At 69.6% G+C, this 20,744-nt stretch carries 24 protein-coding genes; 11 read left to right on the top strand and 13 right to left on the bottom strand.

The genetic code is table 11. The annotated features are described in order from the left end of the window. Positions 1-6: 6 nt before the first annotated feature. On the top strand, positions 7-1,467 hold the full coding sequence (locus B0293_RS21500) for a sugar ABC transporter permease (protein ID WP_005164485.1): 1,461 nt from the start codon (positions 7-9) through the stop codon (positions 1,465-1,467). 11 nt (positions 1,468-1,478) lie between these two features. Further along, entirely contained in the window at positions 1,479-2,660 is a 1,182-nt protein-coding gene (locus B0293_RS21505; RefSeq protein WP_005164487.1) for an ROK family transcriptional regulator, read from the top strand. Here B0293_RS21505 and B0293_RS21510 read toward each other — a convergent pair. From B0293_RS21510 to B0293_RS44330, 3 genes are all read right to left on the bottom strand, one after another. Next, entirely contained in the window at positions 2,657-3,256 is a 600-nt protein-coding gene (locus B0293_RS21510; protein WP_039919264.1) for a TetR/AcrR family transcriptional regulator, read from the bottom strand. The two genes, B0293_RS21505 and B0293_RS21510, sit on opposite strands and share 4 nt — an antisense overlap. Further along, positions 3,237-4,100: an alpha/beta fold hydrolase gene (locus tag B0293_RS21515; protein ID WP_005164491.1), complete on the bottom strand. Its 864-nt coding sequence runs from the start codon at positions 4,098-4,100 to the stop codon at positions 3,237-3,239. The genes B0293_RS21510 and B0293_RS21515 overlap by 20 nt, the downstream gene beginning before the upstream one ends. A gap of 105 nt (positions 4,101-4,205) precedes the next feature. Then, positions 4,206-4,385 (bottom strand): DUF7455 domain-containing protein, encoded by a 180-nt coding sequence (locus B0293_RS44330; RefSeq protein ID WP_016332937.1) that lies wholly within the window; start codon positions 4,383-4,385, stop codon positions 4,206-4,208. Between the two features lie 339 nt (positions 4,386-4,724). Here B0293_RS44330 and B0293_RS21525 point away from each other — a divergent pair, with 339 nt between their 5' ends. The 3 genes from B0293_RS21525 to B0293_RS21535 are packed head-to-tail and all read left to right on the top strand — an operon-like array spanning position 4,725 to position 6,650. Then, a complete protein-coding gene (locus B0293_RS21525; protein WP_005164493.1) occupies positions 4,725-5,516 on the top strand; it encodes an EamA family transporter in 792 nt (263 codons plus the stop codon). A 46-nt stretch (positions 5,517-5,562) separates the two neighbouring features. Then, positions 5,563-5,979, top strand: coding sequence for a GNAT family N-acetyltransferase (locus B0293_RS21530; protein ID WP_005164495.1), 417 nt, complete (start codon positions 5,563-5,565; stop codon positions 5,977-5,979). Further along, positions 5,979-6,650: a DUF6885 family protein gene (locus tag B0293_RS21535; protein WP_005164497.1), complete on the top strand. Its 672-nt coding sequence runs from the start codon at positions 5,979-5,981 to the stop codon at positions 6,648-6,650. Before B0293_RS21530 ends, B0293_RS21535 begins: the two co-directional genes overlap by 1 nt. Here B0293_RS21535 and B0293_RS21540 read toward each other — a convergent pair. The 3 genes from B0293_RS21540 to B0293_RS21550 all read right to left on the bottom strand — a co-directional run bounded on the left by B0293_RS21540 (position 6,622) and on the right by B0293_RS21550 (position 10,074). After that, positions 6,622-8,079 carry an APC family permease gene (locus tag B0293_RS21540; RefSeq protein ID WP_005164499.1) on the bottom strand — a complete coding sequence of 486 codons (1,458 nt, stop codon included), beginning with the start codon at positions 8,077-8,079 and terminating at the stop codon, positions 6,622-6,624. The two genes, B0293_RS21535 and B0293_RS21540, sit on opposite strands and share 29 nt — an antisense overlap. 139 nt (positions 8,080-8,218) lie before the next feature. Then, a complete protein-coding gene (locus B0293_RS21545; RefSeq protein WP_005164501.1) occupies positions 8,219-8,881 on the bottom strand; it encodes a response regulator in 663 nt (220 codons plus the stop codon). Next, a complete protein-coding gene (locus tag B0293_RS21550; RefSeq protein ID WP_005164504.1) occupies positions 8,878-10,074 on the bottom strand; it encodes a sensor histidine kinase in 1,197 nt (398 codons plus the stop codon). Before B0293_RS21550 ends, B0293_RS21545 begins: the two co-directional genes overlap by 4 nt. Before the next feature lie 110 nt (positions 10,075-10,184). Here B0293_RS21550 and B0293_RS21555 point away from each other — a divergent pair, with 110 nt between their 5' ends. Together B0293_RS21555 and B0293_RS21560 are read left to right on the top strand one after the other, a co-directional pair. After that, positions 10,185-10,772, top strand: coding sequence for a hypothetical protein (locus tag B0293_RS21555; protein ID WP_005164507.1), 588 nt, complete (start codon positions 10,185-10,187; stop codon positions 10,770-10,772). Then, positions 10,769-10,978, top strand: coding sequence for a hypothetical protein (locus tag B0293_RS21560; protein WP_005164509.1), 210 nt, complete (start codon positions 10,769-10,771; stop codon positions 10,976-10,978). Before B0293_RS21555 ends, B0293_RS21560 begins: the two co-directional genes overlap by 4 nt. Here B0293_RS21560 and B0293_RS21565 read toward each other — a convergent pair. Continuing rightward, positions 10,970-12,202, bottom strand: coding sequence for a hypothetical protein (locus B0293_RS21565; protein ID WP_005164510.1), 1,233 nt, complete (start codon positions 12,200-12,202; stop codon positions 10,970-10,972). The genes B0293_RS21560 and B0293_RS21565 overlap by 9 nt on opposite strands. Continuing rightward, positions 12,199-12,999, bottom strand: a complete 801-nt coding sequence (locus B0293_RS21570; protein ID WP_005164511.1) for a class I SAM-dependent methyltransferase — start codon at positions 12,997-12,999, stop codon at positions 12,199-12,201. Before B0293_RS21570 ends, B0293_RS21565 begins: the two co-directional genes overlap by 4 nt. 63 nt (positions 13,000-13,062) lie before the next feature. Between B0293_RS21570 and B0293_RS21575 the strand changes: the two genes are divergently transcribed. Both B0293_RS21575 and B0293_RS21580 read left to right on the top strand, forming a co-directional pair. Continuing rightward, positions 13,063-13,440 (top strand): hypothetical protein, encoded by a 378-nt coding sequence (locus tag B0293_RS21575; RefSeq protein ID WP_005164512.1) that lies wholly within the window; start codon positions 13,063-13,065, stop codon positions 13,438-13,440. A gap of 46 nt (positions 13,441-13,486) precedes the next feature. Next, positions 13,487-14,686 carry a hypothetical protein gene (locus tag B0293_RS21580; protein ID WP_245192059.1) on the top strand — a complete coding sequence of 400 codons (1,200 nt, stop codon included), beginning with the start codon at positions 13,487-13,489 and terminating at the stop codon, positions 14,684-14,686. A 72-nt stretch (positions 14,687-14,758) separates the two neighbouring features. Here B0293_RS21580 and B0293_RS21585 read toward each other — a convergent pair whose 3' ends face one another. The 3 genes from B0293_RS21585 to ppgK all read right to left on the bottom strand — a co-directional run bounded on the left by B0293_RS21585 (position 14,759) and on the right by ppgK (position 17,780). Next, the gene (locus B0293_RS21585) at positions 14,759-15,277 is read right to left on the bottom strand and encodes a pyridoxamine 5'-phosphate oxidase family protein (RefSeq protein WP_005164517.1); all 519 of its coding nucleotides are present in this window, start codon (positions 15,275-15,277) and stop codon (positions 14,759-14,761) included. A 94-nt stretch (positions 15,278-15,371) separates the two neighbouring features. Beyond that, complete coding sequence (locus B0293_RS21590; RefSeq protein WP_005164520.1) at positions 15,372-16,772, bottom strand: RNA polymerase sigma factor; 1,401 nt, start codon at positions 16,770-16,772, stop codon at positions 15,372-15,374. A gap of 246 nt (positions 16,773-17,018) precedes the next feature. Beyond that, positions 17,019-17,780, bottom strand: a complete 762-nt coding sequence (gene ppgK, locus B0293_RS21595) for a polyphosphate--glucose phosphotransferase (RefSeq protein ID WP_005164522.1) — start codon at positions 17,778-17,780, stop codon at positions 17,019-17,021. A 67-nt stretch (positions 17,781-17,847) separates the two neighbouring features. On the opposite strand from ppgK, the gene B0293_RS21600 reads away from it, so the two are divergent. Then, a complete protein-coding gene (locus B0293_RS21600) occupies positions 17,848-18,666 on the top strand; it encodes an inositol monophosphatase family protein (RefSeq protein WP_039919266.1) in 819 nt (272 codons plus the stop codon). Between the two features lie 7 nt (positions 18,667-18,673). Here the strand turns inward: B0293_RS21600 and cei are convergent, their stop codons facing one another. Next, positions 18,674-19,357, bottom strand: coding sequence for an envelope integrity protein Cei (cei, locus tag B0293_RS21605; RefSeq protein WP_005164526.1), 684 nt, complete (start codon positions 19,355-19,357; stop codon positions 18,674-18,676). A 474-nt stretch (positions 19,358-19,831) separates the two neighbouring features. On the opposite strand from cei, the gene B0293_RS21610 reads away from it, so the two are divergent. After that, on the top strand, positions 19,832-20,140 hold the full coding sequence (locus B0293_RS21610; RefSeq protein ID WP_005164528.1) for a DUF4193 domain-containing protein: 309 nt from the start codon (positions 19,832-19,834) through the stop codon (positions 20,138-20,140). A 100-nt stretch (positions 20,141-20,240) separates the two neighbouring features. Here B0293_RS21610 and B0293_RS21615 read toward each other — a convergent pair whose 3' ends face one another. Next, positions 20,241-20,741: a DUF3093 domain-containing protein gene (locus B0293_RS21615; RefSeq protein WP_039919267.1), complete on the bottom strand. Its 501-nt coding sequence runs from the start codon at positions 20,739-20,741 to the stop codon at positions 20,241-20,243. Positions 20,742-20,744: the final 3 nt, after the last annotated feature.

Consider the following 20,744-nt stretch of genomic DNA (forward strand, 5'->3'; position numbering starts at 1 on the left):
CCGGAAATGACTGAGACACCTGCAAAGCCCGCCTCGCCGGAGGGGGGCAAGTCGGCGGCCGCCGCGCTCAACCCGTCGGCGGCCATCACGGACTTCGGCATCGACACGACATCGATGTCAACGCGCGAGGCCGTCGGTGACTACTTCTCCCGGCTCAAGGCGGGACAGCTGGGTTCGCTCCCGGCCCTGCTCGGCCTGCTCGTGCTGGTGATCGTGTTCGCCTCGCTGTCGGACACCTTCCTGACGATGAACAACATCGCGAACCTGATGGCGCAGGGCGCCGGCAAGGCGATCATCGCGATGGGCATCGTGTTCGTGCTGCTGCTCGGCGAGATCGACCTGTCCGCGGGCACCGCGTCCGGGGTCACCGCGGCCGTGCTCGCCATGCATTACGTGCGCAACGGAAACCTGTTGGGCGGTATGGGGAACGGCGTGTTCATCACGTTCCTCGTGGTGCTCGCGATCGCCGGTCTGCTCGGGGTGATCCTGCGGATCTGGGCGGGCGTCGGCTTCGCCGTGCTCGCCATCGCGCTCGTGCTCTCGGGAACCGCGGCCAACCCGTGGATCGAGATCCTGCTCGCGATCAGCGTCGGTGGCGCGATCGGTGTCCTCACCGGCTTCCTCGTCTCCAAGATCGGCATGCCGTCGTTCGTCGTGACGCTGGCGCTCTTCCTCGCCTGGCAAGGCGTCATCCTCCAGTTCATCGGTGAGGGCGGCACGCTCGGCATCAGCACCTCGGACGTGCTGTTCAAGGTCGCCAACGGCAATCTGTCCACCTTGGGCAGCTGGATCCTCTTCCTGGTCTTCGCGGGCGGTTTCGCCGCGGTGTCACTGGGCCAGCACTTCTCGCGGCTCAAGCGCGGGCTGGTCACCCAGCCGACGCCGATGGTGCTGTTCAAGGTCGGCGCGATCGGCGTGGTCGCCGCGATCGCGACGTACCTGCTGACGCTGAACCGGGCGCCCAACCCGAACATCGTGATCTCGGGCGTCCCGTACGTCGTGCCGATCGTGCTCACGCTGCTGGTGCTCGGCACCTACGTGCTCAACCGCACGCAGTACGGCCGCCACATCTACGCTGTCGGCGGCAACCGCGAGGCGGCCCGCCGCGCCGGTATCAACGTCGAGAAGATCCGCGCTTCGGTGTTCGTCATCTGCTCGGCGGTGGCGGCGGTCGGCGCGATCGTCTACTCGTCGAAGGTCGGTTCGGTCGACCCGCAGGCCGGTGGCCTCAACACGCTGCTGTTCGCGGTCGGTGCCGCCGTCATCGGTGGTACGTCGCTGTTCGGCGGCAAGGGCCGGGTCGTCGACGCGGTCATCGGTGGTCTCGTGCTCGCGGTCGTCGAGAACGCGCTGGGCCTGCTCAAGCAGTCGGCGGCGGTGGTCAACATCGTCACCGGGCTCGTGCTGCTGCTGGCGGCCACGGTGGACGCGCTGTCCCGGCGCCGCGCGGCTGCGTCGCCGCGCTGAGTCCGCATGGAATGATGAAGTCCGTGACCAGCACACCCGTTGCACGACCAGACGAGGTGCGCAGGCACAACCGCACGACCCTGCTCCGGTTGCTGCACGTCAGCGGCCCGAGCACCAGGGCGACCCTGGCCACCGAGCTCGGGCTCAACCGCAGCACCATCAAGACCCTCGTCGACGGCCTCGCGGAAGCGGGTGTCGTCGAGGAGCGGGTCCCCAGGCCGGGGCGAGGGGCGGGCCGCCCCTCGCTCCTGGTCCTGCCGCAGCCGCACGCGGCGGTGGTGCTCGCGGTCGATCTCCAGGTCGAACACGTGGCGATCGCGCTGGTCGGGTTCGGTGGCCAGATCCTCGGGCGCAACAGCTGGAACCTCCGCGGCCGGATGCGGGAGGCCGACGAGGTGATCACGCACGTGATCGAGTCGACCACCGTGCTGGCGGGCGACCTCGGCGTGCAGCCGATCGCCGCGGGGGTGTCCGTGCCCGGCGTCGTCCGCCGGACGGACGGGCACGTCCACGAGGCGCCCAACCTGCGCTGGACCGACGTGGCGCTCGGGGAACGGCTCGGCGGTGTGCTGCGCATACCCATCCTGGTCGGCAATGACGCCGAACTCGGGGCCATCGCCGAACACCTGCGCGGTGCCGCGCGGGGCTCGTCCGACGCCGTGTACGTCTCCGCGGACGTCGGTGTCGGGGGAGGGATCATCGCGGACGGTTCGTCGCTGCGCGGTGGCGCCGGCTACGTCGGCGAGATCGGGCACATGGCGATCCGGCCGGGTGGCCGCCCCTGCTACTGCGGATCCAGCGGCTGCTGGGAGACCGAGGTCGGCGAAGCGGCCCTGTGCCGCGCGCTCGACCTGCCCGAGGACACCCCGCGCGGGGCGATCCTGTTCGAACTGCGCGAACTGGGCCGTGACCCGCACGCGGCCGAGGAACGGCTCTCGGAGTTCGCGGAATGGCTGACGCTGGGCCTGGTGAACGTGGTCAACCTGCTCGGCCCGCAGCTGGTCGTGCTGGGTGACCTGCTCACCGTGCTGCCCGATTCGGTCGTGAAGTCGGTGGCGGCCGAGGTCCGGCGGCGGAGCCTGGTCAGCCGTGCCGTGGGCGGGACTCAGATCGTGAGTTCGGCGCTCGGCGCGGACGTGAAACTACTGGGCGCGGCCGAGGCGGCTTTCGAGATGATCCTGGACACCGTCTAGGTCTTCACGAGACCCGAGAGCAAGGCCACCAGGGCGGCGAGGGACTTCTCCTTCGCCGCTTCGGGGTCTTCGGCGTGCGCGATCATCAGCGCCGCCTCCGCGCAGGCACTCAGCACCAGTTGCGCCAGCTCCGGGATCGGCGCGTCGATCAGCCGCCCTTCCGTGGCGACGCCTTCCAGGAACTCCGTGATCAGGCCCAGCCCATAGCGGTTCTCCAGCTCGCGCCATGCGGGCCAGCCGAGGACGGAGATGGCGTCGGTGAGCGAGATCCGCACCACCTCGGGCCGCAGGCACACGTCCAGGAAATGGCTCAGCGCGCCGATGGCCGCCGCCCACGGATCGTCCACCGACTGCCCGAACGCCTTGAGTTCCTCGGTGATCTCCGTTTCGATCTGCTCGATCACGGCGCGGAACAGGCCCTGTTTGTCCCCGAAGTGGTGGTACAGCGCACCGCGGGTGACACCCGCCGCCCGGACGATCTCGTCGGCGGGCACGGCGGCGTAACCCGGGTCGGCGAACAGCTTCCGAGCCGCCGTGATCAACGCGGTCTGCGTCGACTGCGATCGTTCGGTCTGGCTACGTCGTGGCGTGGGCACGCATGAATTCCACCACCAGGTCGCTCAGCCGCTCCGGCTGGTCCTCCGGCACGAAGGTGTACGAGTCCTCGATCGTCTTCAGTTCGGCGTTGGGCAGCACGCCCGCGAGTTTGCGGCCCAGCCACAGCGGGAAGTGCCGGTCCTCGGGCGCCCAGACCAGCAGCACCGGCTTCTCGAACGCGGGGAGCCGCTCGACCGCGGTCAGCGTGTAGCGCTTGTCGACGCTCGCCATGAACCGGCGAAGGTCGTCGCGGATCTCCCGGCTCCGCCTGCTGGGCAGCAGGTAGGCGTCCAGGACGTGGTCCGGGACCGGCCGTTTGGTCAGCCAGAGGAAGTCCGTCGTCTTCAGCAGCCATCGCCAGCGCAACGCCTGGACCACCGTCCGGGTGCCGCCGGGGAGCCGCGCCAGCGGGCCCAGCGCCGAGAACGCCGGCGGCAGGAAGTACTCGCAGCAGTCCGACGGCGTCAGCACGACCCGGCCCACCCGGTCCGGGGACGTGGTCATGAGCAGCTGGGTGAGCGCGCCGCCGGTGTCGTTCGCGACCACGGTGACGTCGGTCAGGTCCAGTGCTTCGAGGAACCGCGCGATCAGCGCGGCGACCCCCGGCGGCGTCAGGTCGGCATGGGGGACCGGGATCTCGTGCGAGCCCAGGGGCCAGTCCGGGGTCAGACAGCGGAATCCGGCGTCGGCGATCGCGGGGGCCACCTTGCGCCAGAGCAGACCGTTGGTCAGCAGTCCGTGCACGAAGACCACGGGAGGGCCTTCGCCGCGGTCGCGATAGCGGATGCGGGCGCCGCCGAGATCCACCTCGTGCGTCTCGCCCAGGAGGTCGCTGGTCGTCATGCAACTAACATACATTCTGTCTGTATGTATTTCTAGGCAAAAAACAGGGCGGCCGGCTCTCTCCCTGGGGAGTAGCCGGCCGCCGGGTGGTCGTGGACTGGTGGACTACCGCTGAATGTCCGCGGACATTTCTTTGAGCTTCGTTTCGTGTGCGCGGGCGTGGTGACCACAGAAGAGCAACTCGCCACCGGTGCTGAGAATGGCTCGAACCTGGGCCGCAGCTCCACACCGGTCGCATCGGTCGGCAGCGGTCAGTTCGGGGCGGGTGAGCGTCGGTGAAGTCATTGGAGTCTCCCTCCGTCCCGGCACCGGTCGCCCGGTGCCATCGATCCAGCTACGACCACTTCGGCACTGATACCGGAAACGTTCGTTCCCGGCCCCGCCGTGTTCGTGCTTCCACTCTTCCAGACGTTTGGCGGCCCGCAAGTGTTCCCGTGCGGGTGTCTCATTTGTCACTGGTAATTACCTCGGATGTCGTAGCGTAATCACGCAACGTAGGAGAAGACTCCCCGCCGGATCGGCTTTTCCCACGTCAGGCACCATGCGGGAGTGGTCATCGCAGTCCTCCGGAAGCGCCTCCCGAGCGTGCCGGCACCGATCTTGTTCGTTCTCAGCGGAATTTCCATGTACGCCGGTGCGGCCGTCGCCGTAGGTCTCTTTTCGGTCGCCTCCCCCGCGGGGGTGGCCTGGCTTCGCTGCCTCGGCGCGGCCGCGGTCCTCCTCGCGTGGCGCAGGCCACCCCGTTCGGCATGGACCGGACGCACGTTCCTGCTCGCGGGCGCCTTCGGCGTCGTCACCGCCGGGATGAACGTGCTCTTCTACGAGGCGATCGCCCGGCTGCCCCTCGGCACCGCGGTCGCCCTGGAGTTCGCCGGGCCCGTGGTGGTGGCGGCCTTCGGGTCGCGGACCCGCCGCGACGTCTTCGCGCTGCTGCTGGTGGCGGCCGGCGTGGTCGCCATCGCGGACGTCCGGCTCGAAGGCAGCCTGCTCGGCGTGCTCTTCGCGCTGGGCGCGGCGGCCGCCTGGGCCGGGTACATCCTGCTCGGGAAGCGGGTCGCGGTCGGCGGGAACGGGATCGACGGGCTGGCCGTCGGGTTCGCCGTCGGCACCGTGGTCCTGTCGCCGCTGGCGCTCGGCACGGGCGCGGTGTGGTCTTCGCCACGTCTGCTGCTCGGCATCGGCGTGGGCGTGCTCTCGACCGTCGTGCCGTACGCGCTGGACCAGGTGGTCCTGCGCAAGGCCGGGCAGGCGCGGTTCGCGCTGTTGCTCGCGTTGCTGCCGGTCACGGCGGGGCTGATCGGCTTCCTCTGGCTCCGGCAGGTCCCCGCCCTGCCCGAGGCGCTCGGCACGCTGGCCGTCGTCGCCGGGGTGGCGCTGCGCTCTCCGGGGAAACGTGATGACTCGGCGCCCCTCTGAGCGGGATACTGGCCAGTCTGTGGCGCTTTCAGCACCGGGAGGACACGTGGCCGAGATCCGGCGGGCCAGGACCGTCGAAGAGGTCGTCGCCGCCCAGCACCTGTTCGACGGGCCCGCGCAACGGACGGCGTCCGAGAAGTTCCTCGCGGGGGAGGAGAACCACCTCCTGATCGCGTACGAGGACGGCGAACCCGCGGGCATGATCACCGGCACCGAGGTGACGCATCCGGACAAGGGCACCGAGATGTTCCTCAACGAGCTCGACGTCAGCCCGGACTACCAGCGGCGCGGGATCGGCCGCGATCTGGTCGACGCGCTGGCCGGGCTCGCGCGGGAGCGCGGTTGCCGCGGCATGTGGGTCGGCGTCGAGACGGACAACGAGGCCGCGCTGGCGACCTACACCGCGGCCGGGGCCGCCAACGAAGGACCGTTCATCATGCAGTCGTGGACGTTCGAAGACTGATGTCCTCCGGAATCGACGGCGACCGGACGGGTCTGTCCGGTCGCCGCTGGCTGCCCGGCGGCGAGCACCTCGTCGCCGTCGCCCGGGCCGAACTCCCGCAGAAGGACGGTCTCGCCGGGCCGTTCACGGCGCTGGCCGCCCTGCGCGCCGCGGGGTTCGACGTCGCGGGCCAGGACGACGTCGCGGCGCTGGCGGGCACCGCGCCGGACGGCCTGGCGCGGGCGATCGGCATGCTCTCGGGTGGACGGCTCGTGGCGGTGCCCGCCACCGGGAACCGGTCACCGCAGTCGTTGTTCATGCTCCTGGCCGAGCTGTGGAGGCTGCCGCGGGTCGCCGTGATCGCGGAGGTAGACCCGGCCGAGTTCGGCGCGCACGACACGCCCGCGCGGGCGCTGCTCGACTACCTCGACACCGGAATCCCGCCGCTGTGGTCGTCCCGATGGCGTCCGCCCGAGGGACATTTCGTGCTGGCGGCCGGCCTGCGGATCGGCGCCGAGGGAACTTTGGTGTCCATTATGGACGGCTATCCGTCCTTGGGGGACAACGGATTGCACGACCAGCCGGTGGAATGGGTGGCCGCGGCGCTGAAGCGGATGCTGGTCGTGGTCGACGACGGCGACACCGAAGCCGCCGTCGCCGCGATCACGACGGCAGGTCTGTGGAGCGGTTGAGGTCGTTCTGTGCGAAACGAGAATGGGCGAAACGGGAATGCTTGCGCCCGTAGAAGACGTAGATCAGCAGACCGAGCAGTAGCCACGCGGCGAACCGCAGCCAGGTCATCACGTCCAGGTTGAGCATCAGGTAGAAGCACGCCAGCGCCGCCACGATGGGCAGGTACGGCGAGAACGGCACGGTGAACGGGCGCTCCAGGTCCGGACGGCGCTTGCGCAGCACCGGGACGGCCAGCGCGACGATGATCATCGCCGACAGCGCGCCGATGCTGACCATGTCGGCGAGTTCGGAGATCGGGACGAAGGCGGCGAGCACCGCGATCAGCACCGCACCGGCGATGGTCATCCGGTGCGGCGTGCCCCACCGCGGATGCGCGGTGCCGAACTTCTTCGGCAGCAGGCCGTCCCGGCCCATCGCGAATCCGATCCGGCCGATCGTCACCAGTTCCACCATCATCACCGACGTCAGCCCGGTGACCGCGCCGAGCGAGATCAGCGCGCCCACCCAGTGCTGCCCGACCCGGTCGAAGGCGTCGGCGAGCGGGGCGCCCGTGTCGATCTCGGTGAACGGCACCATCCCGGTCAGCACCAGCGAGACCCCGATGTAGAGCAGCGCGCAGACCCCGAGCGCGCCGAGGATGCCGACCCGCAGATCGCGTTTGGGGTTCACGGTCTCCTCGCCGAGGTTGGCGAGCGCTTCGAAACCGGTGTAGGCGAAGAAGACCACGGCGGCGGCCGTCACCATCCCGGCGATGCCGTAGACGGACTGTTCGAGCCCGAGCGCGGCCTGCACGATCGGCTGGTGCAGGGTCCCCGCGGTCTCGGTCGGTGGCTGGGCGGCCGGGATGAACGGGGTGAGGTTCTCGCCGCGGATGTAGAACACGCCGACCGCGAGGATCAGCACGCACACCGCGACCTTCACCAGCACGAGCAGATTCGTCACCCGCGCGGATTCCTTGATCCCGATCACGGCGATCACGGTCAGCACGGCGATGATCGCGACCGCGCCTATGTTCACCTTCGCGTCTTCACCGAACCACTCGGGGGAGAGCCCCATCAGATTCGCGAGATAACCGGACCAGCCGCGCGACACGACGGCCGCGCCGAGCGCGAACTCCAGCAGCAGGTCCCAGCCGATGATCCAGGCGAAGGTCTCGCCGAGCGTGGCGAAAGCGTAGGTGTACGCACTTCCCGCCGTCGGCACGCTGGACGCGAGTTCGGCGTAACAGAGGGCGGCCATCCCGGCCACGACGGCGCCGAGCACGAACGACAGCGTGACCGACGGGCCCGCGTGCGACTTCGCCTCGACACCGGCGAGGGTGAAGATCCCGGTGCCGATGATGATGCCGACCCCGAAGCCGATCAGGTCGCGTCCTTTGAGGCGGCGTTTCAGCTCGCCCGAGTCCTGTCGCTTCAGGACCTCGTCCACGTCCAGAGTTCGCCGCATGAAGGCTCACGCTAGAAGATCGCCGCCCACCTCGCAGATCGGTGGGAGCCGAAGGGGACTTTCCCCGCATACGACGCGGTGAAAGCTCCCTTCGCCTCGTCGCATGCGGCGAAAGGGACTTTCAGCCCTCCAGGACGACGCCGTTCTCCTGAGCCAGGATCGCCGCCTGCACCCGCGACCGCAGCTCCAGTTTCGTCAGCACCCGCGAGACGTGGGTCTTCACCGTGGTCTCGCCGATGTGCAGCCGCGTGCCGATCTGCGCGTTGGACAGGCCGCCGCCCAGGCACGCCAGCACTTCGCGCTCGCGGTCGGTCAGCTCATCGAGCCCGTCGGGGACGAGCGAGGGTTCGCGGGTCCCGGCGGCGAACGCGGCGATGAGCTTCCGCGTGACCTGCGGAGCGAGCACCCCTTCGCCCGCCGCGACCAGTTTCACCGCCTCGATCAGCCGTGACGCTTCCACCGACTTCAGCAGGAACCCGGCCGCGCCGGCCCGCAGCGCGGCGTGGACGTACTCGTCGAGGTCGAAGGTGGTCAGCACGAGGACTTCGCACAGGCCTTCCGCGGTCAGTTCCCGCGTGGCCGCGATGCCGTCGACGCCGGGCATCCGGACGTCCATCAGCACGACGTCCGGCTTCAGCGCCTTCGCCTGGCGGACGGCGGTGGCACCGTCCGCGGCCTCGCCGATCACCTCGATGCCCTCGGCGTTGCCGAGGATCATCATCAACCCGGCACGGATCGCGCCGTGGTCGTCGGCGACCAGCACTTTGATGTTCCCGTCGCTCAAGACCCCTCCAGAGGCAGTTCGGCGCGGACCAGCCAGCCACCGCCGGACGGCCCGGCGGCGAGAGTGCCGCCCACCGCGGCGGCGCGTTCCCGCATGTTCAGCAGGCCGAGTCCGGTCCCGCCGTCGTCACCCGAGCCGGAGCCGGGACGAAGATCGTTGCGCACTTCGACGGTGAGTATGCCTCCGTCGGCGCGGATGTCGAGGACGGCCCGGCCTCCTGCGGCGTGTTTGGCCGCGTTGGTGAGGGCCTCCTGCGCGATCCGGTACGCGGTCAGGTCGACCGCGGCGGGCAGGTGCGGGGACAGGTCCGGCACGGTGCCGACCTCGACCTCCAGCCCGCTCGCCCGCGCCGATTCGACCAGTTTGGACAGTTCCGCGAGCCGGGCGGGCGCGGTCGTCTCGAAGTCGGTGTCCCCTGTGGAGGGATCCGCGCGCAGCAGCCCGATCATCGCGCGCATCTCGTCCAGCGCGCTCACACTGTTCTCCCGCACCGATTCCAGGACCTGCCTGGACAGTTTCGGGTCGGCGGTGGCCATCGACAGCGCGGCCTCGGACTGGATCGCGATCGCCGAAAGATGTCCGGCGATGACGTCGTGCAGATCCCGCGCCATCTTCGAGCGTTCCCCCGCGACGGCGGCCTTCCGGTCCAGTTCGCCGATCGTGGCGAGCTGGACGGCGTTCGCCCGCTCGCTGTCGGCGATGTCCCGCTGCTGGCGCACGTTGGCCGCCCACCACACCGGGGTGACCAGGAACGGCAGGAGCGCGAACGCGGCGAGCACCGCGGTGCGCCACTGCGAGAAGATCAGCGCCAGGCAGACCACCGCGATGGTCCCGATCGCGGCGACCCCGATCATCAGCCTGCTGGTGCGTCGCGAACCGTAGAGCGTCGTCGCGTACAGGAAGTCGGTGAAGACGATGAGGATCGGCAGCGACGGGCCGAACGTGATGTCCACGGCGAGCACGGCCAGCGCGCAGATCAGCGCCAGCGGGATCTTACGGCGCAGCATTTCCAGCCCGCAGATCGCGGTCAGTTCGCTCAGGCGGATCCACAGTGGCGTGTCGTCCGGGCCGTTCAGCAGCACCTGCATCCCGCTCACGTAGACCAGCACGCCGAGGACCCAGGTGCCGAAGGCGATGACGAGGTCCTGTTTCCATTCGGCGAGGTGGTTCAGGCGCGGGACGAACGTGGGCACCGCCCCATCCCAGCACACCGGGGCGCGCGGCGGGGTCCTACTAACTGATGACGGAGATCTCGGTCCGTACGCCGACGCGGAGGATCACCCTTCTCGGAGAGGCTTACCCCGTGAACAAGATCTGGGACTTCATCGCGGAAAACCCCATGGCGGCGGTGGTCGCCGGTGGGGAGATCGGATTCTGGGTCGCCATCGTCGCCGGCCTCGTGGCCCGCTATCTGCTCAAGCTGAAGCGGACGAGCGTGTTCCTGCTGCTCCTGACCCCGGTGATCGACCTGGTCGTGCTGGTCGCGACGGTCATCGACCTGCGCAACGGCGCCACGGCGAACTTCGTGCACGGCCTCGCCGCGGTGTACCTGGGCTTCAGCGTGGTGTTCGGCCACTCGATGATCAAGTGGGCCGACGTGCGCTTCGCCCACCGGTTCGCGGGCGGGCCGCCTCCGCCGCCCAAGCCGACGGGCCGGGCGAAGCTGCGCGCCGAATGGCGTGACTGGTTCAAATGCGTGCTGGCCTGCGGGCTCGCCTCGGGCGTGCTGCTCCTGCTGATCTTCATGGTCGGCGACACCGAGCAGGTCGCGCCGCTGTGGGACTGGCTGCCGAGGATGGGGGTCGTGACGGCCATCTGGTTCGCCACCGGACCGCTGTGGCAGGAGCTCTCCAAGAACGACGACCGGGTCAAGGAAGGGGCGCGGCGATGATCGAACTACTGGGAATCCTCCTGCTGGTACAGGGCGGGGGCGGGCTGATCAACCGGCTGCTCGGGAGTACGAACCCGAGCTGGTTCGTCCAGCTCCACCTGCTCCCGTCGGGGATGCACGTGGTGGCGAGCGCGCTGATGGTGGCCGCGGGCGTCGGGCTGCTGTTCGCCGAACGCTCCCGCAAGCAGCGCCGCCGGTCAGAGTGAGACGAGCACCTGGAGGACCCCGAGGACGATGGTGACGACCGTCAGCACGACGGTCACCACGGTGAGCCGCGTGACCCGCGCGCTCACCGTGTTCTCGTAGGAGTACCTGGTCTCCTCGTCCATCGCCTCGGCCTGCCGGTCGAGCTGGGCGATGATCCGCTCCACGCCCATGCTGGTGACCAGACGGCGCTCCAGCGAGTCGACCTCGGGTGGGAGCACCGAATGCAGCATTTCGAGGATGTCGTCGAGCGATCCCCGGAGCAGCCGGGTGCGGCTCGGCGACTTCTTCTTGTCCGCCAGCGCCTGTATTTCCCGCTGAGCGGTGCGCAGCCACTGGTCGGCCAGCGCCATCCGGATCAGGACCCGCTCGAGGATGAAGAGCATCCCGTGGTCGAGCCCGCCGATGTCGCTGTCGATGCCGAAGTACGGTTCGGCCGCGCCGAACGGGCCTCGCATCAGCTCGTTCTGGTGCTCGACGTAGTCGGAATCCTTGCTGTTGAGGCAGACGATCCCGCCCGCCATCGTGTAGGCGGCGACGAACGACCGCGTGCCCCACGACGGGCCGAGCGCCTCCCTGGCGACCTCGCGGGGCACGAACCGCCAGCCCTCGTCGCTGGTCGCCATCCCGTAGAACGGCCGGGGATCGGCGGCGACCCGCTGGGCGGGCGGATGCCCGTCGTGTGACCGCAGCTCGACGCACCAGCCCTTGCGGCCGAGCCCTTCGGTCAGCCCGCAGCCCTTGGTCAGGTCCTCGAAGATGTGGGTGACGGCCTTGAGCAGCGAGGGGAAGGACTTCTCGCCGTAGCCGCCGTGCAGCCCGTCCGCCCCGTTCGCCGTCTCGCGGCCTTGAAGGCTCTGCAGGACGGCGATGGCGAGATCGAACTCGGCGGCAGGCGCGTCCGTCGCCCGCCCGGTGATCGTGGTGGCGAGGACCAGCGTCATCGCGTGATAGGCCGGATGCCAGGTGACGACGAGTTCGCACGGGAGGCTGACCGCGCCGATCCGGATCGACAGCCGTGAGCCGCCGGTGCGTTTGCGCAGCACCCGGCGTCGCGGCGGGGTCGTGTAGCTGGCGAGGAAGTTCTCCGCGGCCGTCCACTCCTCGCCGAGTTTCCCGTCGAGGTGGGCCAGCAGGCCCCGGTCCCGGCCGCCGTCCAGCACCTTCTCCGCCTCCCGCTCGGACAGCGGGACGGCCCAGGCGAAGGTGAGGAGCACCTCGGTCATGCGGGGGCGCGGCGCAGCAGGGTGATCAGGTCCCGGCCGAGGTGGCGGCGCAGCGGGCCGGAGGCGTTGACCAGTTCGTCGCGGTCGCTGTGCTCGTCGACGGGGCCGAGATCGTCGAGGACGTGGTAGGTCCACTCCCAGTCGGTGCGCCAGCCCGCGTCGGCCGCTTCGGCGGCGACCTCCGCCGGGTCGAGGTAGCGCACCGGAAGCGCCGGGCCGCCGCCGTCGCGCAGCGCCTTGTCGAATTCGTCGCGGGACACGCGGCGGGAGCGGACCTCGCCGCCGGCTTCGACGCTGTCGAGACTGAACGCGCCCCGCCCGATCGGCGACCGGCTGTAGGCCAGCACCAGGGCGCCGCCGGGCGCGGTGACCTCGGCCAGCCGCCGCAGGATCGGCGCGACGTCCGGCGTCGGCACGTGCTGGACGACGTGACTGCACACCACGAGGTCGTACGGTCCGCCGTCGAGTTCGGTGATCGGCGAGACGGCGAAGGAGAACCCGGTGTCCTCGACGACGGTCTCGCGGGCCTTCGCCAGCCTGTCCGGGTCGGGGTCCGCGGCGGTGACGTCCGCGGAGAACTGGGCGACCCAGGGGAGGAGCCGTCCTTCCCCGCAACCGGCGTCGAGCGCCTTGATCTTCTCGCGCGGCCCGAGGGTCGCGGTGAGCTGCTCGGCGACCTTGCCGAGAGCGCGATCCTCGCTGGCCGTCCAGTAGCCGTCGTACGGCTCGTGCCGTCGGATGAACATCCCGGTGACGTGGTCGCCGGTGTCCGGGTAGCGGTAGCTCTCGGTCAGCACAGTCGCGAATATAGCCCGGATTCGCGGGTTCTCCGGTGCTCCGCCCGGGGATTACCATGGGTCATGGCCATCGGGCCCGTCGCGCTGTACACCGTTGTCGCCGTGGCGCCGTCGGTGCTTTTCTGGTGCGCACTGAAAGTGCCCGCCGTTCTGCGCTGGTGGCGCCGTCGCCGCGAGCCGGAGGTCCCGGTCGGGCCGCCCATCGAGAAGCTCGCCGCCGACCTCCGTCGCGTGCACCGGCTGCTCGCGGACCTTCCTTCCGGCGCTTCCGCCGTCCGTCGAAACGGGACCAAGCAGGCGTACGACGCGCTGCTCGTGCAGGCCTGCCGTGAGGTCGAGGTCGACCACCGGCTGGACGAGCTGCCGGAGGGTTTCGACCGCGGGATCGAACGGCTGCGCGTCGAGGAATCCTTGGCCGAGCGCGGACTTTCCGTGTCCTGACGCGGTTTGTATCGAACGTATGCGCGCGGCGGGAAGGCTCGCGGGCATGAAGAGGCTGGGACTTCTCGCTTCACTCCTGCTGGTGTTCGCGCTCATCCCCGGGGCCGCCTCCGCCGCGGCCGCCTTCCCCCGGATGGACGCGGCCACGGTCGACGGCTTCCGCTGGACCTCCGGGACGACCTTCGACACCTACGGCTCGCGGATCGCCGCCCTGGAGAAGAAACTCCCGGCGCGTGGCCTGCTGGAGATCCTGTCGTCGGCGAACCGGAAGGCGCGGCCGCTGTGCCACGGCACGTATCTCGCGGCGGCGCTGAAACCGGCGGGATTCTGCTGGGAGGACGCCAATGACGACAAGACCAACGACTGGATCCCGCAAGGACTGACCGGTTCCGGCGACGCCGACGCGGCGACCGGGAAGGTCGGCGGCAAACGGGTCGTGGCGACGTCCTGGCACACCCCCGGCGACACCATGGTCCGTCTGTCCTTTGTGGATGCGACCGGTCTGGGCTACCGGCACGTGCTGCTCGTCGAACCGACGTCGGACGACAACTTCGCCGTCGTGCAGGGACACGGGCACGGGATGACCTGGATCGGGAACCGGCTGTTCGTCGCGACCACCGGTGGCGTGGTGCGGGTCTTCGACACGACGCACTTCTGGAAGGTCGACGACAGCTCCGGCGTCGTCGGGAAGGGCCCGGACGGCAAGTACCACGCGGCGTTCTACGACTACGCGATGCCTCAGATCGGCGCGTACTGGTATCCCGGCGGCGGCGCCTGCACCAACGCGCCCGGGCCGCGGCCGTGTCTCTCGACGATGTCCTTCGACCACAGCGACGGCTCGATCGTCACTTCCGAACACATCTCCAACGCCGCCGGCAGCCGGGTGCTGCGCTGGCCCTTCGACCGCGCGACCGGCCTGCCCAAGGTGTCGGCCGACGGGACCGTGCACGCGAAGGAAGGGTTCGTCTCGCCGGTGTGGGGCATGCAGGGAGCGGTGGCACGCAACGGATATTTCGTGATGATCGGCGTGTGCCCGGAGTACGCCGGGGTGGCGGGCGACCATCCGTCGTGCCTGCACGGCGGGGTCGGCGGCACCTCGACGTCGCGGCTGAGCGGCAAGGCGCCGGTGAACTCGCAGAACCTGTCGTACTGGCCGGCCACGGGGGAGCTGTGGCTGATGAACGAGCAGCTGCGGGAACGGGTGACCGTGCACGTCCCGTGGACCACCCTGACCGGCCGCGCGTGAGGGCGTCGTTCCGTGAAGGACTCCTTGAGGGACCCAGGGTCCCTCAAGGAGTCCTTCACGGAACGGCCGAGGTCACGGGGTGAAGTCCCAGCGGGTGGCGCCGTGCGGTTCGGCGCCCGCGACGCCGATGGCGCGGTGCAGGGTGAGGCGGTACAGATGCCAGGGCGGCGCTCCCGCGCTGGGCGCGCTGAAAGGGGCCGTGAGCGCGTCGCCCTCCACCGTCGCGGGCCAGCCGCCGGTCCGGTAGACCGCCGCCACCCGCTCCAGCGTCGCGGTGTCGGTGATCCGGTGCGCCTCGCCTTCCAGCGTGAGGTCGATACCCCGCAGGCGGACCGCGACGGAGCACGCCGGGTTCACCGCCAGGTTGCGGGAACGGCGGGTGCCGGGCCCGCCCTTGAAGTACAGGGCGTCGTCCACCCAGACCGCCCCGACACCCGCCGAGTGCGGACGACCGTCGGGTCGCACGGTCGTCACGAAGAAGGTCAGGTCGGCGGTCGGCGTGTCCTCGGCGAGGATGTCGCGCGGGCGGCTCCAGGGCAGTTCCGCGGAGCCGTGACGGTCGAGGTTCTTGGTCGCGTGAGGTTTCGTCATACCCACGCGTCGAACGGGCTGGCCGCGAATCGACACCGGACGCGAAAAACCCCGCCACCGAAATCGGTGACGGGGTCTTCCGTGAACTTGAAACTCAGTCCAGGTAGTCGCGCAGCACCTGCGAACGCGACGGGTGACGCAGCTTCGACATCGTCTTCGACTCGATCTGCCGGATGCGCTCACGGGTCACCCCGTAAACCTGGCCGATCTCGTCGAGCGTGCGCGGCTGGCCGTCGGTGAGGCCGAACCGCAGCCGCACCACACCCGCCTCACGTTCGGACAGCGTCTGCAGCACCGACTGGAGCTGGTCCTGCAGCAGCGTGAACGACACCGCGTCGACCGCGACGACGGCCTCGGAGTCCTCGATGAAGTCACCGAGCTGCGAGTCGCCCTCGTCGCCGATGGTCTGGTCGAGCGAGATCGGCTCGCGGGCGTACTGCTGGATCTCGAGGACCTTCTCCGGGGAGATGTCCATTTCCTTCGCGAGCTCTTCGGGAGTGGGCTCGCGACCGAGGTCCTGCAACAGTTCACGCTGTATACGGCCGAGCTTGTTGATGACCTCGACCATGTGCACCGGGATACGGATGGTGCGGGCCTGGTCGGCCATCGCGCGGGTGATCGCCTGCCGGATCCACCAGGTGGCGTACGTGGAGAACTTGTAGCCCTTGGTGTAGTCGAACTTCTCGACCGCGCGGATCAGACCGAGGTTGCCTTCCTGGATCAGGTCCAGGAACGCCATGCCACGGCCGGTATAGCGCTTGGCCAGGGAGACCACGAGCCGGAGGTTCGCCTCCAGGAGGTGGTTCTTCGCCCGCTCACCGTCGCGCACGATCCACTTGAGGTCGCGCCGCATCTGGGTGACGAGCTTCTCGCCCTCCTCCTCGGCGTTGCGGACGCGCTCGGCGGCGTAGAGCCCGGCCTCGATGCGCTTGGCGAGCTCCACCTCCTCCTCGGCGTTCAGCAGGGCGACCTTGCCGATCTGCTTGAGGTACGCGCGGACCGAGTCGGCCGAAGCGGTGAGCTCGGCGTCCTTGCGGGCCTGGCGCAGCGCCTCGGACTCTTCCTCGTCCCAGACGAAGTCCGGGTTGTCGGAGGTCTTCCCGGCGTTCTTGTCGGTCGACGTCCGGCGCCCGCGGGCGGGCGTCTCTTCGACGTCCTCCTCGGACTCCGCGTCCTCTTCCGTCTCCTCGGTGACGGAAGCGTCGACGACGTCCACCTCGACCTCTTCCAGATCGGACAGATCCGGGGTTTCGAGGTCGGCCTCGTCGAGCTCGCCGGGACCGTCTTCCGGATCGCCGTCTTCGGTCTTGGCGCCCTTGGTGGTGGGTTTCTTGGCCGGAGCCTTCTTCGCCGGGGCCTTCTTCGCGCCGGCCGCCTTGGCGGCGGTCTTGCGCGCCGCGGGCTTCGCCGCGTCGGTGGCTGCCTCGTCGGCCGGCTCGCCGGCTGCGGTCGCTGTCTTCGTCCCGCTTCGGGTTGCGGTTCTTGCGGCTGCCACTTACGCCCTTTCGCAGCGGTCGATCATGACGAGCCGAGGCGTGATGGTCTCGGCTGCCTCAAACTTCGGGGAACACCCCTCGGCCTGCGGTTTCCCTCGATCTCGTGGGTGCCGCCGCCGTGGGCCGTGTTCCATTGTAACGACGATACGTGACAGCGTCGCGGCGCAACCCACCAACCGGCGGGCGCGACACGCCGTGCGACCCGCCGAAGTGACATCCGCGGCACGGATGTCAGCACGGTCGCGTCAGTGCTCGATGCCCTCCGCGGCGGCGGCCGCCGCGCCGACGATGCCCGCGTTGTTCTGCAAGGACGCGACGATGACCGGCGTGCGGATCTCCAACAGTGGGACCCACTTGTGCGATTTCTTGCTGACCCCGCCGCCGACGATGAACAGATCCGGCCAGATCAGGTTTTCCAGCACGGAGAGATACCTGTTCACCCGTTCCGCCCATTCGGGATACGAGAGGTCTTCGTTGTCCTTCACCGACGCCGCGGCTTTCTTTTCCGCATCGTGACCATCGACCTCGATGTGGCCGAACTCGGTGTTGGGCACGAGCTTGCCGTCCTGGAAGACCGCGCTGCCGATGCCGGTGCCGAAGGTCAGCAGCGCCGTCACGCCGCGCCGCGCGACCGGGTCGCCCCAGCGGATCTCGGCCATCCCGGCGGCGTCCGCGTCGTTGAGCATCGCGACCTGGTCCACGCCGCGGCCGAGCCGCTTGGCGAACAGGGCGTCGGCGTCGGTGCCGATCCACTTGCGGTCGATGTTGGCCGCGGTGTGCGCGACCCCCTTCTTGACCACCGCGGGCAGGGTGACGCCCACCGGGCCGTCCCAGCCCGCCTGGCCGGTGATCTCCGCGACGACGTCCGCCACCGCCTCGGGCGTGGACGGCTTCGGCGTGTCGATTCGGATCCGGTCGCCGATCAGCTGTCCTTGCGCCAAGTCCACCAGCGCGCCCTTGATCCCGCTGCCGCCGATGTCGATACCGAAACCTCGGGTCGCCTCCACCACGGACGTGGTCCCTTCTCGCACGATTCAGAAGCCTGCCTCGGAGACTTTAACCGGATGTGGTGACATGGCGGGCGTGGGAGTTGACGAGACGTTGCTGAAGAGTGTCGCCGAGCGTGTCGCGGGCGAGGCCGCCGAACTGGTCCACGAGGCCTGGACCGGGATGAACGCGGGCCGCGAGGTGCGGGTGGACACCAAATCCGCCGACACCGACGTGGTGACCGCGGTGGACCACGAGTCGGAACGGCTGGTGCGCGCCCGGCTCGCCGAACTGCGCCCGGACGACGCCGTGCTCGGCGAGGAGGGCGGCGGGACCGCCGGCGACGGGGTGACCTGGGTGGTCGACCCGATCGACGGGACGGTGAACTTCCTCTACGGGTTGCCGTGGTTCGCCGTGTCGGTGGCCGCGCAGGTCGGCGGGGTGTCGGTGGCGGGCGCCGTCGTCGAACCGGTCAGCGGGCGCCGCTGGACCGCCGCGCGCGGGCAGGGCGCGTTCCTCGACGGGCGGCCGCTGTCGGTCAACACCCCCGAGCGGCTCGACCTGACACTCGTCGGCACCGGGTTCGCCTACAAGGTCGAACGGCGGACGAAGCAGGCCCGGTTCGTCGCGGAACTGGCGACGCGGGTGCGGGACGTCCGGCGCAACGGGGCCGCCTCGTTGGACCTGTGCGCGGTCGCGGCGGGCTGGCTGGACGCCTACGTCGAACACGGTCTCGGACGGTGGGACTGGGCCGCTGGGGCGCTCATAGCGGCCGAAGCGGGCGCCCTGGTGTCGCTGCCGGGGGAGGAGACCGAATTGGGACCGGACGCGACGTTCGCGGTGGCGCCGTCGATCGCCGCGCCGCTGCGTCAGGCGCTGATCGACTCGGGCGTGGGCACGATCTGACGGAAGGTCAGCAGGGCGCTTCGCGGGCGGCCTTCAGCAGCGCCTGGTCGATGACCGGGGCACCGCCGCCCGCGGACTGTTCGCCGCCGCCGCTGCCCTGCTGCGCCTTCGACCACTGCGTGAGCTGGTCGAGGACCTTGCGGGCCTCCGTCTTCGGGCGGATGTCGCCGAGCAGGGTGCCGGTGGTGAGCGTGACCGAAGCGTCCTTGCGGTTGTCCTTGACCAGTTCGGCGCACGGGATCACCAGGCTCAGCGTGCGGGCCGCGGCCGCGCCGTTCTCGCCGAACCGGATCTGGCCGCGGCACTTGGCCTCGGCGTTCTTGTAGGCCGGGTCACTGGCGGGCTCGAGGATCTGGGTGAAGCCCAGTTCGCGGAGCGTGTTGGTGGCGATGCCGCCCTGGCCGCGGACCTGGGAGCCGTTGAGCACCTGGACGGCGACCTTGTCCGGCGGCACCGGCGCGCGGTCGTCGAGCCCGTCGTGCGCCAGCGGCGTGTAGGTGACGCCCTCCTGGGGGATGGGCGGAGGAGTGCACTGGATCTTGGCGTCGATGTCGGCGTTGCTCGCCACGACGTTCACCCAGACGATCACCGCGCCGAGCGCCAGCACCCCGATGACGATGAGTGCGGGCAGCGGCTTGTGCTTGCGATACGGCCTCGCCCCGCGGTCCCCGATGCCGTTCCCCGACGCCACCTGCCAGTCCCTTCCCCAAAGCCCGGATCCCCGGACGGTGCTTCATCTCACCATCGTGTCCGATCAGCCTATGCGTTGCGGCGGAGGTGATCGGCGCGGGCCTCCGGATAGCACCACGCGACGGCCACTCCGGGCAAGCGGCCGAGCCCATGGGGTGAGGTACCCGACGCCGGGGCAACCCATTCGGACGACAGGCGTCTTTGACAATGGTTTCCTCCGCCTCCCCTCCTGTTCCCCCTGTTGGGTGACGTAATCGCGGCAATGTCTGACTCGTTGCAGAGCCGGTATCGAGGTGAGCTACCCTTCGCGGGCTCAGGCGGCAGTAAGAGGCGCAAAAGAGAGACCTCGCTCACTGCCCAGCCGGGCACAAACAGGGGCGCTGGGACGTTAACCAGCGGCACGAAGGACTCACGAGCCGCGCGCTCGCGGGTCCGGGCCATCTGACATCGAAAGCATCGCAGGGGTGAGGGACTAATGGCGACCGACTACGACGCTCCGCGCCGCAGCGAAGCCGACGAGCTGGCCGAAGACTCGTTGGAAGAGCTGAAGGCAAGGCGTAACGAAAACCAGTCCGGCGTCGTGGACGTCGACGAGGACGCGACCGCCGAGAACTTCGAGCTGCCGGGCGCGGACCTCTCCGGACTTTCCGGGGAGGACCTGACCGTGAAGGTCGTGCCCAAGCAGGCCGACGAGTTCACCTGCTCCGTCTGCTTCCTGGTGCATCACCGCAGCAGGCTGGCAGAGGAGAGTGGCGGACGGCTCATCTGCCGCGACTGCGCCTGAGCCTACGGGCACAGGGGACGGCGCGACAGGGGTTTCGGGGACTGAACAGGAATAAGGGGGCCGGCCATGTGGCCGGCCCCCTTTCCTGTGCCCTGGTGCCCTACGTCGAGGACTTCGAAGCGGTCCGGCGCAGCAGCGCCGCCACCTTCTCCGGATGGCGCGTGCTGAACAGCCAGTACGGCGTCGGGTCTTCGGGATCGGTGAGCCAGACCCGCACGACCGGACCGACCCAGCCCCGGTGCAGCACGAAGGCGGCAGGATCGGCGTCACGGCCGAGCGCCTTGCGCTTCGCCTCCTTGTCGATGACCTCGACGTCGCCGACGAACTTCAGCGGCAGGTGCGCGTCGCGCAGCCACAGCTCCGGTCCGTCGCCGCCGGTCACCTTCACCTTCGACCGGCCGAGCGAGATCATCAGCGCGATCACCGCGGGGATCAGCACCACGTACGGCAGCCAGCCGCGGAGCCCGGGATAGCCCATGTCGATCTCCGCCGCCAGCAGCCCGCCGCCCAGCAGCGGCAACGGCCAGCCCCACCACGGGACGTAGAGCCGCTCTGAATGCTTGACGGCGCCGCCTTCGGCCGTGTTCACGCTTTCACCCACGCC

Origin of the sequence: Amycolatopsis azurea DSM 43854 (assembly GCF_001995215.1) — a bacterium.
In the GTDB taxonomy this organism is placed as follows: domain Bacteria; phylum Actinomycetota; class Actinomycetes; order Mycobacteriales; family Pseudonocardiaceae; genus Amycolatopsis; species Amycolatopsis azurea.